The sequence below is a fragment of the Actinomycetospora straminea genome (assembly GCF_028737255.1).
GTDB classification, from domain to species: Bacteria; Actinomycetota; Actinomycetes; order Mycobacteriales; family Pseudonocardiaceae; genus Actinomycetospora; species Actinomycetospora straminea.
In genome coordinates this window covers 1-13,933 of the sequence record NZ_JAQZAN010000005.1, presented here as the reverse complement: position 1 = coordinate 13,933, position 13,933 = coordinate 1, and the positions used below count along the sequence as shown (strand labels likewise).

The following is a 13,933-nucleotide window of genomic DNA, read 5'->3' as shown; positions in this document are numbered from 1 at the left end:
TCTAGAGCGCGTCCGCCACCAGCGGCGCCAGCAGCAGGTCCGGGTTGTTCTGCGCCACGGCCTGCAGGCGCCACTTGTGCGGGAACAGCGCGAGCATCTGCCCGTCGAGGCGCCGCGTGAGCACCTCGATGCCGACCGCTCCCCTGAGCGCCTCCGCGCCGGCCGCGTCGGTGGCGCGCGCGAGCTGGTAGTCGAGGCGGTCGAGCTTCACGGGCGCGCCGAACTCGTCGGCGAGCCGGGCCGACACGACCTCGAACTGCAGCGGGCCGACCGCCGCGAGCACGGGCGCCTGGTCGCCGCGCAGGTCCGAGGACAGCACCTGGATGACGCCCTCGGAGTCGAGCTGGTCGATCCCCTTGCGGAACTGCTTGGTCTTGGACATGTCCGCGACCCGGCACACCGCGAAGTGCTCGGGGGCGAAGCTCGGGATCGTCGGGAACGTGACCGGGTCCTCGGCCCACAGCGTGTCGCCGGGCCGCAGGGCGGTGGCGTTGACCAGCCCGACGATGTCGCCGGGGAACGCCTCCTCGATCGTCGACCGGTCGCGCCCGAACATCGCCTGCGCGTACTTGGTGGCGAACGGGCGGCCGGTGGCGTCGTGGGTGAGCACCATGCCGCGCTCGAAGCGCCCCGAACAGATCCGCACGAACGCGACGCGGTCGCGGTGCGACTTGTCCATCGAGGCCTGCACCTTGAACACCAGCCCGGAGAACGGGGCGTCGACCGGCCGCGCCTCGCCCTTGGCGTCGGGGCGCGGTCCCGGCGGCGGTGCGAGCTCGACGAGCGCGTCGAGCAGGCGCGCCACGCCGATGTTCGACAGCGCCGACCCGAACATCACCGGGGTCGCCGTGCCGGCGTGGAAGGCTTCGTCGTCGAAGCCCGCGCCGATCTCGTCGAGCAGCGCCAGCTCCTCCGTGGCGCGCTCCCAGTCCGGGCCCTCCTCGGCGGCCGCGCGGTCGGCGTCGAGCACCTCCGAGGCCGCCTTGGACGCGCCGTGGGCGCTGCGGGTGAAGCGGTGCATCGTGCCGTCGGCGCGCTCGACGAGCCCGCGCAGGTCGCCCGCGATCCCGACCGGCCACGTGATCGGCATGGGGCGCAGCCCGATCGTCTGCTCCACCTCGTCGAGCAGCTCGAGCGGCTCGCGGCCCGGCCGGTCCCACTTGTTGACGAACGTCAGCACCGGCACGCCGCGGTCCCGGCAGACGTCGAAGAGCTTGAGGGTCTGCGGCTCGAGGCCCTTGGCGGCGTCGAGCAGCATCACCGCGGCGTCGACGGCGGCGAGCACGCGGTAGGTGTCCTCGGAGAAGTCGCCGTGACCGGGGGTGTCGAGCAGGTTGATGACCTGGTCGCGGTAGGCGAACTGGAGCACCGCGGAGGTCACGGAGATGCCCCGCTCGCGCTCCATGTCCATCCAGTCGGACGTGACGCCCTTGCGCCCGCCCTTGCCGTGCACCGCGCCCGCCGCCGAGATGACCTCGGCGTGCAGGGCGAGCGCCTCGGTGAGCGTGGACTTGCCCGCGTCGGGGTGGCTGATGACCGCGAACGTGCGCCGGCGGCGAGCCTGCGTCCCGGGGTCGTGCGCCGGCCCCTCCGACGTGGCCTCCACCGGTACCGCGGTCATCGTTCTCCTCCCTCGGGCCGCGCCGCACGGCCCGTACCGAGGGTACGACCGACGTCAGGAGGAGGGACGCAGCGCCCGCAGCGGCTCGGCGAGCTCCTTCGCGAAGTGGTCGAAGAACCCGTCGACGTCCGTGCCGGCGTTGATGAGCGCGAGGTGGTCGTAGCCGCCGTCGACGAACTGCTGGGCCACCGACAGCTGCTTGTCGGTGTCCGGGCCGCAGGCGAAGGCCTCGCGCATGTGGTCGGCGGTGATCGTGGCCGTCGCCGCGTCGAAGTTGACGGGGTTGGGCAGCTCGGCCTGGACCTTCCAGCCGGTGATCCCGAACCGGAACAGCCGGCGCGCCTCCTCGGCGGCCTCGTCCTCGGTCGCGCCGAAGGCCAGGGGCACCTCGGTGTAGCGGGGACCGTCGCCGCCGGCGTCGGTGAACGCCTGGACGAGGTCGGCCCGCGGCTCGGTGGTGAAGATGCCGTCGCCGAGCTCGGCGGCGAGCTTCGACGCCTGCGGCCCGCCGGTGGCGACGATGATCTTCGGCAGCGTCTCGGGCAGGTCGAACACCTGCGCGTCCTCGAGCGTGAGGTGCTTGCCCTCGTAGCTCTGGTAGCCGCCCTGCCACAGCAGCCGGATGATCTCCAGCGACTCGCGGAACATCTGGTGGCGCACGCTGACGCTCGGCCAGCCGCGCCCCACGACGTGCTCGCTGAGCCGCTCGCCCGAGCCGACACCGAGGGTGAAGCGCCCGTCGGAGAGCAGCTGGGTGGTCGCCGCCGCCTGGGCGATGATCGCCGGGTGGTAGCGGATGAAGGGGCAGGTCACGCCGGTGGCCAGCTCGATCCGCTCGGTCCTCGCGGCCATCGCCGCGAGCATCGACCACGCGAACCCGGAGTGCTGCTGCTCGGAGACCCACGGGTGGAAGTGGTCCGAGATCTCGACGAAGTCGAAGCCGGCCTCCTCGGCGCGCACGCACTGGCGCACCATCTCGGTGGGCGAGTAGGCCTCGGCGATCAGCTTGTAACCGATCTTCACGGACGGACACCTCCGGGTCGCTGGCGTCCGCCGGGTGTTCCCGATCGTCCTGCGCGCACACGCGTAACGCGGCCCGGTCCGCGGACGACACCCCGGTCGGCTCCGGGGGTCGTCGGACCCCCGACCCGACGATCCCCGGAGCCGTCCTAGTTGGCGCCGGCGCCGTCGAGCGGCTTGTCGGGCTCCACGCGCGGCATGTTCCCGCCGCCACCCCCGCCGCCGGAGTCGGGCTCCACCCAGATCGTCACGGCCTCGCCGGCGGGCACCCGCGTGCCCGGCTCGGGCTGCTGGGCCGTCACCGTGCCCTCGACCGTGGGCGGCGTGTCGGGGTCGGGGTCGACGGCCACCACCCGGGCCGTCATGGCGACCTCGTGCGCCTGGGCCGCGGGCAGCCCGACCAGCGCGGGCACGAGCACCAGCTCGGGTGTCCTCATGCACCACGACGGTAGTCAGCTCCGGGTGGCCGGTGCCACCAGAGCCGCAGGCGGGTGCCGTCCTCGACCGGGCGCACCTCGTGCCCGTCGGTGAGCCGCGAGACCAGCAGCAGGCCCCGGCCGCGGTGCCCGGGGTCCGGGGGCGCCGGCCGCCAGCCGCCGTGGTCGGCCACGACGATCTCGAGCCACGGCTGCTCCGGACCGCCCGCCGCGGCGAGGCGGGCGGTGACGTCCACGGGTCCCGCGCCCTCGGGGTAGGCGTGGTCGACGACGTTGGCCAGGGCCTCGTAGAACGCCGTGGCGATGTCCTGCAGCCGGTCCTCGAGGCGCTCGTCCAGCGCCTCGGCGTCGGGCAGCCCGGCGGTCGCGCGCACCCAGGCGACGAGCTCGGTGCGCAGGGCGCGGAGGTCCTCGACGCGCACCGCGGAGTGGGCGACCGCGTGCACGACCTCGTGCACGACACGGCGTGCCTCGGTGCCCGGCCGACCCTCCATGCCTCGGGGGTCGACGGTGACGGGCCGGGCAAACCCGCCGGGGTGGGGGAACCCGGGTCGACGCAGGGTGACGGCGGTCGCGGTCCGGAGCCCCGCGTGGGTGCGACGACCGGGCGGGCATGATGGGCCGCCCGGCGCACGCGGGCGCCCGGGAGCTCGAGCGGGACGGCGGGAGTGCACATGGCGCAGGAGCACGTCCGGTCGGCCCGGCGCGTGACCGGGCGCCGGTCCGCCCGCCGCCTGCTCGTCGCCGCCGCCGCCCTCACGACCGCGGCACTCGCCCTCTGCGGGTGCGCGCGGGGCCCCGAGCCCGGCGTGCCCCCGATCCCGCTGTCCTCGTCGGCACCCGTCGCCGCCCCGGCCCCTCCCGGTCCGCCCGGCGGGCCCCGCTTCACGCCCTGTCGCGGCGGGCTCGAGTGCGCGTCGGTGCCGGTCCCGGTCGACTACGCGAACCCCGCCGGGCCGACCCTGCCGGTCGCCATCGCCCGGCGGCCGGCCACGAACCCGGCCGCCCGGGTGGGCGTGCTGCTCGTCAACCCGGGCGGCCCCGGCGGGTCGGGCATCGAGCTCGTCCAGGCCGGCGTGCTGCCGCCGGAGATCACCGACCGCTTCGACGTCATCGGCTTCGACCCGCGCGGGGTCGGCGACAGCGCGGGCCTGCAGTGCCCGCTGGGGCCCGACACCCCGTACCGCGGCGACCCCGACCCCGGCGACCCCGCCGATGAGGCGGCCACCAACGACGCCGTCGACCGCTACGACCTCGCCTGCGGCCAGCGCTACCCCGACCTGCTGCCCCACCTCGGCACGCGCAACGTCGCCCGCGACATGGACCGCATCCGCGAGGCGCTGGGCGAGGAGCGGATCGACTACCTGGGCTTCTCGTACGGGACCTCGATCGGCCAGGCCTACGCCCAGCTCTACCCGACGCGCCTGCGCTCGATCGTGCTCGACGGCGTCGTCGACGTCAGCAAGCCCGGCCTGGACTCCGCGCAGGCCGAGAGCTTCGAGAACACGCTGCGCCAGTTCGACGCCGCGTGCCGCGTCGACCCGGTCTGCCCGGTGCGCGCCGACCCCATCGGCACCCTCGACCGCGTGCGCGCGCGGGTCACCGCGAACCCGCTGCCCGTGGCCGGCACGAGCCCGCTGTCGGCGGGGCTGCTCGAGATCGGCGTCGTCTACCCGCTCTACAGCACGTCGAGCTGGCCGCAGCTCGCCCAGGCCCTCGCCGCCGCCGACGCCGGGGACGGCGCCCCGATGCGCGCGCTCGCGACCGCCTACTTCCGGAGCAGCAACTCCGACACCTACAACGCCGTGACCTGCCTCGACAACGCCTGGCCCACCGAGGACGAGCAGGTGTTCGCCGCGGCGCGTGCCACCGAGGCCCGCGCGCCGCACTTCTCGGGCAACGTGCTGGTCAGCGGCCTGACGTGTGCGGACTGGCCGGCGCCGCAGCAGCCGCTGACGCCGATCGAGGGGTACACCGGCCCGCCGATGCTCATCCTCGGCACGACCAACGACCCGGCCACGCCGTACCAGAACAGCGTCGCGCTGCGGGACCGCCTGCCCGGCTCGGTGCTGCTGACCTACCGGGGCGACGGCCACACCGTCTACACCAACGGCGTCCCGTGCATCGACGACGCGGTCAACCGCTACCTCCTCGAGGGCACCCTCCCGCCCCCGGACACGACCTGCTGATCTGTCACGGGAATCTCACGGGGGCGACCCCGCCGTCGACGTCACGTAGGCTCTCCGGCTGGTGCGCCGGGAAGTCTGGTCGGCAGTGACTGACGCCTGCCCGCCGGAGGATCACCCGTGGCCCGGTCGACGCCCCGCCTGTTCGCCCGCCGCTCGTGGGCCGAGACCGCGCGCATCGCCGACGTCCTGCGCCGCGAGACGGTCGGCGGCATCCTGCTCGTCTCCGCGGCGGCCGTGGCGCTCATCTGGGCCAACTCCCCGTGGCGCGAGGCCTACACGACGCTCTCCGAGCTGCGGATCGGCCCCGCGTCGCTGCACCTCGACCTGACCCTCGCGACGTGGGCCGCGGACGGCCTGCTCGCGATCTTCTTCTTCGTCGCCGGGCTGGAGCTCAAGCGGGAGTTCGTGGCCGGCGACCTGCGGGAACCGTCGCGGGCGCTGCTCCCGGTGGCCGCCGCGGTCGGCGGCATGATCGCGCCGGCGATCATCTACACCGCGATCAACGTCGGCGGGGAGGGCCTCGCGGGCTGGGCCATCCCGACCGCCACCGACATCGCGTTCGCCCTCTCGGTGCTCGCGCTCATCGGCTCGTGCCTGCCCGACGCGCTCCGGACCTTCCTGCTCACGCTCGCCGTCGTCGACGACCTCCTCGCGATCTCGATCATCGCGTTCTTCTACACCGACCAGCTGCAGTTCGTCCCGCTGCTGCTCGCGCTCCTGCCGCTGGCGGCCTTCACGCTGCTGGTGCAGCGTCGGGTCCGGTCGTGGTGGCTGCTGCTCCCGCTCGCGGTGCTCACCTGGGTCCTCGTGCACGAGTCCGGGGTGCACGCCACGGTGGCGGGCGTCCTGCTGGGCTTCGCGGTGCCGGTGGTGCGCCGCAAGGAGGGGCCCGGCCCCGGGCTCGCGGAGCACTTCGAGCACCGGTGGCGCCCGCTGTCGGCCGGCGTCGCGGTGCCGATCTTCGCGTTCTTCGCCTCGGGCGTGACGGTCATCGGCGGCGGGCTCGGCGCCGCGTTCACCGACCGCATCACGCTCGGGATCGTCGCGGGCCTGGTCGTGGGCAAGGTGGTCGGCATCCTCGGCGCGACCTGGCTCGTGCAACGGGTGACGCGGGCGCAGCTCTCCGAGGACCTGGCCTGGACCGACGTGCTCGGCCTCTCCCTGCTCGCCGGCATCGGGTTCACCGTCTCCCTGCTGATCGGCGAGCTGGCCTTCGGCACGGGCAGCGCGGCCGACGACCACGTCAAGATCGGGGTGCTGACGGCGTCGCTGCTCGCCGCCCTGCTGGCGACGATCGTGCTGCGCTACCGCAACGCCGTGCACCGGCGCATCCACGAGATGGAGCGGGTCGACCTCGACCACGACGACGTCCCCGACGTCTACGAGGAGGAGGCCCGCGAGCACGACCGGTGACGGGCCACGCCGGGCGGCCCAACGGGTTGCCCCGCGGGTGGACCGTCCGTGCGACCGTGGGCGAGACGGCCTGCGGCCGGACGGACGAAAGCGTCACCGGGTCCGGGTGTCGGCCTTGCCGGGGCGGGGGTCGGGCCGCACCCTCGCCGCATGACCGGACCGGCGGGCCGCGCCGCCCGCACCGCCACCGGCCGGCGACGAGGGTCCCGCGCCGACCGGCCGGTGGAGCCGGTGCCCGCACCGGACCCCGCTCCGGGCCCCGTGGACGCCGTCGACACCGAGATCACCGCCGTCGCGCCCGTCGCGCCCGTGGACCCGGTCGATCCCGCGCCCCACGGCATCGACCGCGACGCGCTCGCCCGGACGATCGCCATGGTCAACGACAAGGGCGGGGTCGGGAAGACGTCGCTCGTCGCGAACCTCGCCGGGCAGTTCGCCGCCGCCGGGTACCGCTGCCTGCTCGTCGACCTCAACCGCCAGGCCAACCTCGCCGACGACCTCGGCTTCCGCGACGGCCCCGCCGACGACCGCGGCGCGGGGCTGCTGGTGTCGGTCGTCGCCGGCACCCCGCTGCGCCCCGTCGAGGGCGTCCGGCCGGGACTCGACGTCGTCGCGGGCGGGGCGCGGCTGGTCGACCTCGTGCCGCTCATGGTGTCGCGGGTCCAGGAGCAGGGCCGCGCCGCGTTCCTGGCGCTGGCCGAGGTGCTCGCACCCGTCGCCGGCGACTACGACCTCGTGTTCGTCGACTGCCCGCCCGAGACCACGATCCTCACCGACCTCGCCCTCGCCGCCGCCCGCTGGGTGCTCATGCCGACCAAGTCCGACGGCGGCGGCCTCGTCGGGATGCGGCTGGTCGGCGAGCGCTTCGCCCTGGCCCGCGAGCTCAACCCGGACCTCGGGCTGCTGGGCGCCGTGCTGTTCGCGACCGGCTCGCGCTCGCGCGTCGTGCACGCCGAGGTCCGCGAGGCCGTCGAGCGCGCCTTCGGCGGGCACTCGCCGCTGTTCACGACGTCGATCCGGCACGCCGAGCGCACGGCGCAGGACGCGCGGCGTCTGGGTCGCCTGGCGCACGAGCTCGAGCAGGAGGTGGCGGCCCAGCCGGCCTGGTGGGCGGCGCTGCGCGAAGGTGGGACGAGCGCGACCGCCCGCCGGCTCTCGCCGACCGCCGCGAGCGTCGCCGGCGACTACCGCGACCTCGGCGTCGAGCTGCTGAACCTCCTGCGCACCGCCGAGGAGAGCCCGACCGCCGACGCCCGACCCGAGCAGGAGGCCACGTCGTGACCGCCGAGCCCAGCACCTCCGCCGAGGACCCCGACCTCAGCTCCGCCTTCGGGCGGCCGGCGGCGTCGAGCCTGCGCGGCCTGCTGCCGCCGCGTCCGCGGCGCAGCGCCGAGCAGGACGACCGGGCGGACGAGGTCGGCCCGGAGGAGACGGACGGCCCGGTCGACGAGGAGCTGGTCGACGAGGAGCCCGACGCCGACGACGTCGGCGCAGAGCCGGCCGACGAGGCATGGATGGACGCGCCCGACGACGCGCCGGCCGACGACGCGCCGGTCGTCACGGTCCCCTCCCCGCGCGAGCGGCGGGATCGTGCGGCCCGGCGGGAGCGTCGGGGCACCGCCCGCCGCGGCGAGCGCAGCGACCGGGCCGACCCGGCCCCCGCGGTCCCGGCACCGCGCGGCGCCGGCGCCGGCACCGGCACCGGCACCGGCACCGGCACCGGCAACCATCGCTGGGGCTCGGTGCGGATGGCGTCGCGGGAGCACGTCGAGCTGCTCGTGCTCGTGGCCCTGCGCCGCGGTCCGGCGAGCGGACGCGAGCTCGCCGAGCGGCTGCGCGAGGACAGCGGCGGCGGGCTGACCCCGCCCCCGACGACGGTCCAGCGGACCCTGCACCAGCTCGCGCGCCACGGACTCGTCCAGCGCGACGGGGACCCAGCTCGGCGGCGATATCGACTCACCACCCTGGGCATCCGCATCACCCGTGCCCGTGTCCGTGCGTGGCGGGCCATGCAACGGGCGGTCGACGCCGTCGTGCTCGCTGCCGACAAGGGCTGAGCACGGAATTAATTCCCGTTCTCGGGAGCCTCGGGACCTCGTGGAGCTGTGCTCCGAATGGACCACTTCGTCTGCGGTAAGCCGGCAGGCGCATGACGCCCGCGTGAAGTACGGTCCGTACCGACTACCGGCCGTGCCCTGACGATTCCGGTGCGTCGTTGCACGATCGCGCACGGGTCACCTTGCGTGCGTTCGGGCTACGGGTACCTTGCGTTCTGACCAGGCGATGGTCGACACTCGGTCGTACTGGTTTTCGCATCCGCTTCGCGCCCGAACGCGTGATGTCTCTAGGTGCGCCCGTGATCCGCAATTGCGGCGAACGGCCCATGAAAAATTTGATCTTCTCGGTCTAGCGCTTTCCCGAACGACGCGCTGTAATGTCCGGCTCTGCAAGCGGCGGGCTGTGGTCCACCGCACTAGGGGACCAATCCCGTTCGGAGGTGCACGGTGGGAACCGGCCTGAAATTGGCCCTCGCGGTCATCGGCGGCTATCTGTTGGGCCGCACGAAGAAGATGAAGCTCGCCATCATGCTGGGCGGAGCGCTCGCCGGGAAGAAGATCACCACCGACCCCGCGCAGCTGCTGGGCATGGTGACGAAGCTCGTGTCGGCCTCGCCGGAGCTCCAGAAGCTCGACCAGGCGGTCCGCGGCCGGCTGCTCGAGGCGGGCAAGGACGCCGCGCTCGCCGTCGCCAGCTCGCGCATGGAGGCCCTGACCGACAACCTGGTCAACCGCGTCGAGAACCTCGGCAAGCCCGCCGCGGACGCGGCCGGTGCCGCCGGGCAGGCGGTCGGCGAGACCGCCGGTGCCGCGGGCGACGCCGTCGGGCAGGCCGGCGGCGCGGTCGGCGACGTCGCCTCGACGGGGGGCAAGGCCGTCGGGGGCGCCGTCGGTGGCGCGGGCAGTGCCGTCGGCGGGGCCGCGCGCGGGCTGTCGGGCCGTGGCCGGCGCAAGAAGCAGGCCGAGGCGGAGCCCTCGGAGGAGGGCGTGGACGTCGCCGAGGAGATCGAGGACGCCGACGACGTCGAGGACGTCGACGACGCCGAGGACCTCGACGAGACCGGCAGCGACGCCGACGACTCCGCCCAGAGCGAGGAGCCGGAGCCGGCCCGCGCGTCGTCCTCGTCCGGCCGTCGTCGCTCCACGAAGTCCGCCTCGGGCGGCTCGGGCAGCTCGTCCGGTGGCGAGCGGCGCCGTCGCTCCGCGTCGTCGTCCTCGTCGGAGGACGGTGCGTCCTCATCGCGGTCGACGAGCAACGGCGCGTCACGCCGGTCGGGCTCGAGCGGCCGCTCGCGGTCGTCCTCGTCGTCCTCCTCCGAGGGCACGTCCCGCAGCCGCGCGGCGGCCGGGTCGGGCTCGCGACGGACGGCGGCGAAGCGCGATGACTGAGGCAGCCACCGACGTCGCGTCCAACGGGCACCGGCCCGACGCGGCCGGGTCCGGATCCCTCACCGACATCCTGCCGACCGATCGGCTCAAGCAGGCCGCGCAGGCCCTGCTCAAGGCCGCCACCGACAAGGCGGTCAACACGGCGCTCGACCAGGTCGAGGGCCTGACCGGCAAGCTCACCGACGTCGCCGGGAACCCGGGCAACCTCGGGGCCGTGTTCGGTGGCGGCTCGTCGGACGACGATGACGACTCGTCGGGCGGCGGCATCGGCGGAGCGCTGAAGAGCGGCTTCTCGACGGTGAAGGACAAGGTCACGGGGGCGCTCGGCATGGGCGGCGACGACGACGGCGACGACGAGGGCGACGGCGAGGGCGGCGGCGGCGGGGGTGGCAACTCCAGCGGGCGCGGCAAGTTCAAGTTCATGAACATCTACGAGGTCCAGGACGTCGGGGTGCCGCTGCGCGTCGCCTACGACCAGTGGACCCAGATGGCCGACTTCCCGAGCTTCATGAAGAAGGTCGAGACGGTCAACCAGGAGTCCGACGAGAAGGTCACCTGGACCGCCAAGGTGTTCTGGTCCCGCCGCTCGTGGGAGACCACCATCCGCGAGCAGGTGCCCGACAGCCACATCCTGTGGGTGTCGTCGGGGGCGAAGGGCTCGGCGGACGGCATCGTCACGTTCTCGGAGCTCGCGCCGAACCTCACGCGCATCGTCCTGATCATGGAGTACTACCCGCAGGGCTTCTTCGAGAAGACCGGCAACCTGTGGCGGGCGGTCGGCCGGCGGGCACGGCTGGAGTTCAAGCACTTCTGCCGCCACGTCATGATGGACACGCTGATCAACCGCGAGGAGCTCGAGGGCTGGCGCGGCGAGATCCGCGACAGCGAGGTCGTCAAGACCCACGAGGAAGCCCTCGAGGAGGAGCAGCGGGCCGCCGAGGCGGACCGCGACGAGGTCGACGACGAGTACGCCGACGAGGACGAGTACGCCGACGAGGCCGCCGAGGACGAGGACGACCTGGTCGCCGAGGACGAGGAAGCGGACGCCGACGAGGACCTCGAGGACGAGTACGACGACGAGGACCTCGAGGACGCCGACGACGACCTCGCGGACGAGGAGCTCGCCGACGACGAGCTCGAGGACGCCGAGGACGCCGAGGACGCCGAGGACGCGGACGACGTCGAGGACGCCGCCGACGACGAGGCACCCGAGGACGAGGGCGACCGTCCCCGCCGACGCTCCCGCCGGCAGCGCACGCCGGCCTGATCGCGCTCCCCGGTTGAGACGACAGCCGGACCGACCGTCGCACGACTCGACGCGGCGCCGGCCCCTGGCCGGCGCCGCGATCCGACGCAGTGGAAGGGGGCACGGTGACCGTCGCCAAACAGCAGGGCGGAGGCGTGCAGAAGGACCCGCAGGGCGGTCTCGCCGAGGTCCTGGACCTGATCCTCGACAAGGGTCTGGTCATCGACGCATTCGTGAAGGTGTCGCTGGTCGGGATCGAGATCCTCACCATCGACGCCCGCATCGTGGTGGCCAGCGTGGACACCTACCTCCGGTTCGCGGAGGCCACCAACCGTCTGGACCTGCACGCCAAGGGCGGCAAGGACCTCAGCGAGGTGGTCGGCGGCATGACCGAGGGCGCCACGCAGGGCGGGGCCAAGGGCAAGACCAAGGGCATGCTCGACGCGGGCAAGGAGAAGTGGGACGAAGTGCGCGGCGAGCGCCAGAGCAACCGCGAGAAGGCGTGAGGGGGCTGACGTGACCACGACCGAGGACACGAAGGACTCCCAGGAGACCCGTCGGGGCTCCTACATCTACGGCATCGTGCCGGCCGGGGTGCGGATCCCCGACGGGCTCGACCCCATCCCGTACGGCGACCAGGACGGCGAGCTCGGCCTGGTCACCGAGGGGCGGCTGGCGGCGGTCGTCAGCGACGTCGCCGCCGACCGGGCGCTCGGCACCCGGCGGGACCTCATGGCCCACGAGGCCGTGCTGAACGCGATCGCGCAGGACACCCCGGTGCTGCCGATGCGCTTCGGCGCGGTCGTCACCGACGACGACGCCGTCGCCGAGGAGCTCCTGGCCCCGCACCAGGACTACTTCGTCCGGGCGCTCGAGCAGCTCGAGGGCCACCTCGAGTTCCGTCTGCGCGGCGACTACGACCAGGACGCGGTCCTCAGTCGCATCGTCGAGGCCGACCCCCGCATCCAGCAGATGCGGGAGAAGATCGCCGGGGTCGACGAGGACGCCAGCTACTACGACCGCATCCGGCTCGGCGAGGCCATCTCGCACGCGATGGACCAGATCCGCGAGGAGGACGCGCAGGCGTGCCTCGACGCGCTCGCGAAGTTCGCCGTCGCCACCGAGGTCAAGGAGGTCGGCGGGGAGAACGGCGCCGTCCACCTGGCGTTCCTCGTCCGCACCGATCACCGCAGTGACTTCGAGCGGGCCGTCGACGACCTCGGCGACGCGTGGGCGGGCCGGGTCGAGCTGCGGCTCATCGGCCCCACCGCGGCGTTCGACTTCCTGCCCGAGTTCGACGCGCCCGACGAGGCGCAGGCCTGAGGACGACGTGGGTTTCTTCACCGAGCTGCTCCTGCTGCCCCTGGCCCCGGTCCGCGGGGTCGCGTGGGTGGGCGAGAAGATCGCGGACCAGGTCGACCACCAGATGAACGACCCCGCGGTCATCCGGGCGCAGATCGACGAGCTCGACGCGGCCTTCGACCGGGGCGAGATCACCGAGGCCGAGCGTGACGAGCAGCAGGAGGTCCTGCTGCAACGTCTCGTGGGTGGCGGAGGTGGGGCGTGACCCGCTCGGCCGACACGCCGCCCCTGACCGACCAGGAACGCTCCCGCCGCCGTCGCCGCACCAACGGCGACGGCGGCGGCGGCGACCAGGAGCAGGCCCCGTCCGACGGCGACGGCACCGCATCCGACGGTGACCGTCCGCGCCGCCGGCGGACGTCCGACGACGCGGCGGAGCCCGAGCGGCCCCGCCGTCGACGCCGGCCGACCGGGTCCGAGGAGACCCCGGCCGAGGAGCGGCCCCGGCGCAGGCGTCGGTCCGCCGACGAGGGCTCGGGTGACGGGGCGGAGCCGGAGCGGCCGCGCCGGCGGAAGCGCCCGGCCGACGACGGGTCGGCCGGCGAGGAGCGTCCGCGCCGGAAGCGCCGTCCCGCCGAGGAGGTCTCGGGTGACGGCGCGGAGCAGGAGCGGCCGCGGCGCACGCGGCGGCCCGCCGAGGAGGAGACGGCCGGCGAGGACCGTCCCCGGCGGAAGCGGCGCCCGGCCGGCGAGGCGCCGGAGGACGCGGCGTCGGGCGACGGCGCGGAGCAGGAGCGGCCGCGCCGGAGGCGTCGGCCCGCCGACGACGAGTCGGCCGAGGGCGACCGGCCCCGCCGGCGCCGTCGTCCCGAGGGCGACGGCGAGGAGCGCCCGCGTCGGCGGCGCGCTGCCGCCGCGAGCTCCGGCGACGACGCGGAGGGGTCCGCCGAGCAGGAACGGCCCCGCCGTCGCCGCCGGGCCGCCGAGGACACGGCGTCGGAGCCGGACGGGGCGTCGGCGCAGGAGCGCCCGCGTCGCCGTCGCCGGAGCGCCGAGGACGGGTCGGACCAGGACCGTCCCCGACGGCGTCGTCGCAAGGAGCCGGAGCCGGAGCCCGCACCGGAGGCCGAGGACGTCGACGTCGAGCTCGACGACGAGCCGGACGACCTCGCCGACGAGGAGCCGGCCGGCGAGGCCGACGAGCAGGCCGACGAGGACCTGGACGACGAGGCCGACGAGGACCTGGACGACGAGGCCGA

The 13,933-nt window shown here is 74.4% G+C and carries 13 protein-coding genes and 1 pseudogene; 10 read left to right on the top strand and 4 right to left on the bottom strand.

Going from position 1 to position 13,933, the window contains the following annotated elements; all coding sequences use genetic code 11:
- Position 1: 1 nt before the first annotated feature.
- The 4 genes from PH190_RS09025 to PH190_RS09010 all read right to left on the bottom strand — a co-directional run bounded on the left by PH190_RS09025 (position 2) and on the right by PH190_RS09010 (position 3,572).
- Positions 2–1,621, bottom strand: coding sequence for a peptide chain release factor 3 (locus tag PH190_RS09025; RefSeq protein WP_274231170.1), 1,620 nt, complete (start codon positions 1,619–1,621; stop codon positions 2–4).
- Between the two features lie 54 nt (positions 1,622–1,675).
- Positions 1,676–2,644: a TIGR03557 family F420-dependent LLM class oxidoreductase gene (locus PH190_RS09020; protein WP_274231169.1), complete on the bottom strand. Its 969-nt coding sequence runs from the start codon at positions 2,642–2,644 to the stop codon at positions 1,676–1,678.
- Between the two features lie 146 nt (positions 2,645–2,790).
- A complete protein-coding gene (locus tag PH190_RS09015; protein WP_274231168.1) occupies positions 2,791–3,078 on the bottom strand; it encodes a PASTA domain-containing protein in 288 nt (95 codons plus the stop codon).
- Positions 3,075–3,572 (bottom strand): ATP-binding protein, encoded by a 498-nt coding sequence (locus PH190_RS09010; RefSeq protein WP_274231167.1) that lies wholly within the window; start codon positions 3,570–3,572, stop codon positions 3,075–3,077. The genes PH190_RS09015 and PH190_RS09010 overlap by 4 nt, the downstream gene beginning before the upstream one ends.
- Positions 3,573–3,752: 180 nt before the next feature.
- Between PH190_RS09010 and PH190_RS09005 the strand changes: the two genes are divergently transcribed.
- The 10 genes and pseudogenes from PH190_RS09005 to PH190_RS08960 form a co-directional block, all read left to right on the top strand.
- Entirely contained in the window at positions 3,753–5,267 is a 1,515-nt protein-coding gene (locus PH190_RS09005) for an alpha/beta hydrolase (RefSeq protein WP_274231166.1), read from the top strand.
- A gap of 117 nt (positions 5,268–5,384) precedes the next feature.
- Positions 5,385–6,680, top strand: coding sequence for a Na+/H+ antiporter NhaA (nhaA, locus tag PH190_RS09000; RefSeq protein ID WP_274231165.1), 1,296 nt, complete (start codon positions 5,385–5,387; stop codon positions 6,678–6,680).
- A gap of 150 nt (positions 6,681–6,830) precedes the next feature.
- Positions 6,831–7,961, top strand: coding sequence for a ParA family protein (locus PH190_RS08995; protein ID WP_274231164.1), 1,131 nt, complete (start codon positions 6,831–6,833; stop codon positions 7,959–7,961).
- On the top strand, positions 7,958–8,737 hold the full coding sequence (locus PH190_RS08990; RefSeq protein ID WP_274231163.1) for a PadR family transcriptional regulator: 780 nt from the start codon (positions 7,958–7,960) through the stop codon (positions 8,735–8,737). The genes PH190_RS08995 and PH190_RS08990 overlap by 4 nt, the downstream gene beginning before the upstream one ends.
- Before the next feature lie 447 nt (positions 8,738–9,184).
- Positions 9,185–10,126 carry a hypothetical protein gene (locus tag PH190_RS08985; RefSeq protein ID WP_274231162.1) on the top strand — a complete coding sequence of 314 codons (942 nt, stop codon included), beginning with the start codon at positions 9,185–9,187 and terminating at the stop codon, positions 10,124–10,126.
- Positions 10,119–11,393 carry an SRPBCC family protein gene (locus tag PH190_RS08980; RefSeq protein ID WP_274231161.1) on the top strand — a complete coding sequence of 425 codons (1,275 nt, stop codon included), beginning with the start codon at positions 10,119–10,121 and terminating at the stop codon, positions 11,391–11,393. The genes PH190_RS08985 and PH190_RS08980 overlap by 8 nt, the downstream gene beginning before the upstream one ends.
- 104 nt (positions 11,394–11,497) lie before the next feature.
- A complete protein-coding gene (gene gvpJ, locus PH190_RS08975; protein ID WP_274231160.1) occupies positions 11,498–11,878 on the top strand; it encodes a gas vesicle protein GvpJ in 381 nt (126 codons plus the stop codon).
- Between the two features lie 10 nt (positions 11,879–11,888).
- Positions 11,889–12,695, top strand: a complete 807-nt coding sequence (locus tag PH190_RS08970; protein ID WP_274231159.1) for a GvpL/GvpF family gas vesicle protein — start codon at positions 11,889–11,891, stop codon at positions 12,693–12,695.
- 7 nt (positions 12,696–12,702) lie between these two features.
- On the top strand, positions 12,703–12,939 hold the full coding sequence (locus PH190_RS08965) for a gas vesicle protein GvpG (protein WP_274231158.1): 237 nt from the start codon (positions 12,703–12,705) through the stop codon (positions 12,937–12,939).
- Positions 12,936–13,933: pseudogene (locus PH190_RS08960) on the top strand (hypothetical protein); the annotation flags it as partial. The gene PH190_RS08965 and the pseudogene PH190_RS08960, both read left to right, overlap by 4 nt.

Bases quoted from the DNA above. Each gene is read 5' to 3' on its own strand.
- PH190_RS09010 (WP_274231167.1), bottom strand. From the start codon at position 3,572: ATGGAGGGTCGGCCGGGCACCGAGGCACGCCGTGTCGTGCACGAGGTC.
- PH190_RS09005 (WP_274231166.1), top strand. From the start codon at position 3,753: ATGGCGCAGGAGCACGTCCGGTCGGCCCGGCGCGTGACCGGGCGCCGG.
- PH190_RS09025 (WP_274231170.1), bottom strand. From the start codon at position 1,621: ATGACCGCGGTACCGGTGGAGGCCACGTCGGAGGGGCCGGCGCACGAC.
- PH190_RS08980 (WP_274231161.1), top strand. From the start codon at position 10,119: ATGACTGAGGCAGCCACCGACGTCGCGTCCAACGGGCACCGGCCCGAC.
- PH190_RS08995 (WP_274231164.1), top strand. From the start codon at position 6,831: ATGACCGGACCGGCGGGCCGCGCCGCCCGCACCGCCACCGGCCGGCGA.
- PH190_RS09015 (WP_274231168.1), bottom strand. From the start codon at position 3,078: ATGAGGACACCCGAGCTGGTGCTCGTGCCCGCGCTGGTCGGGCTGCCC.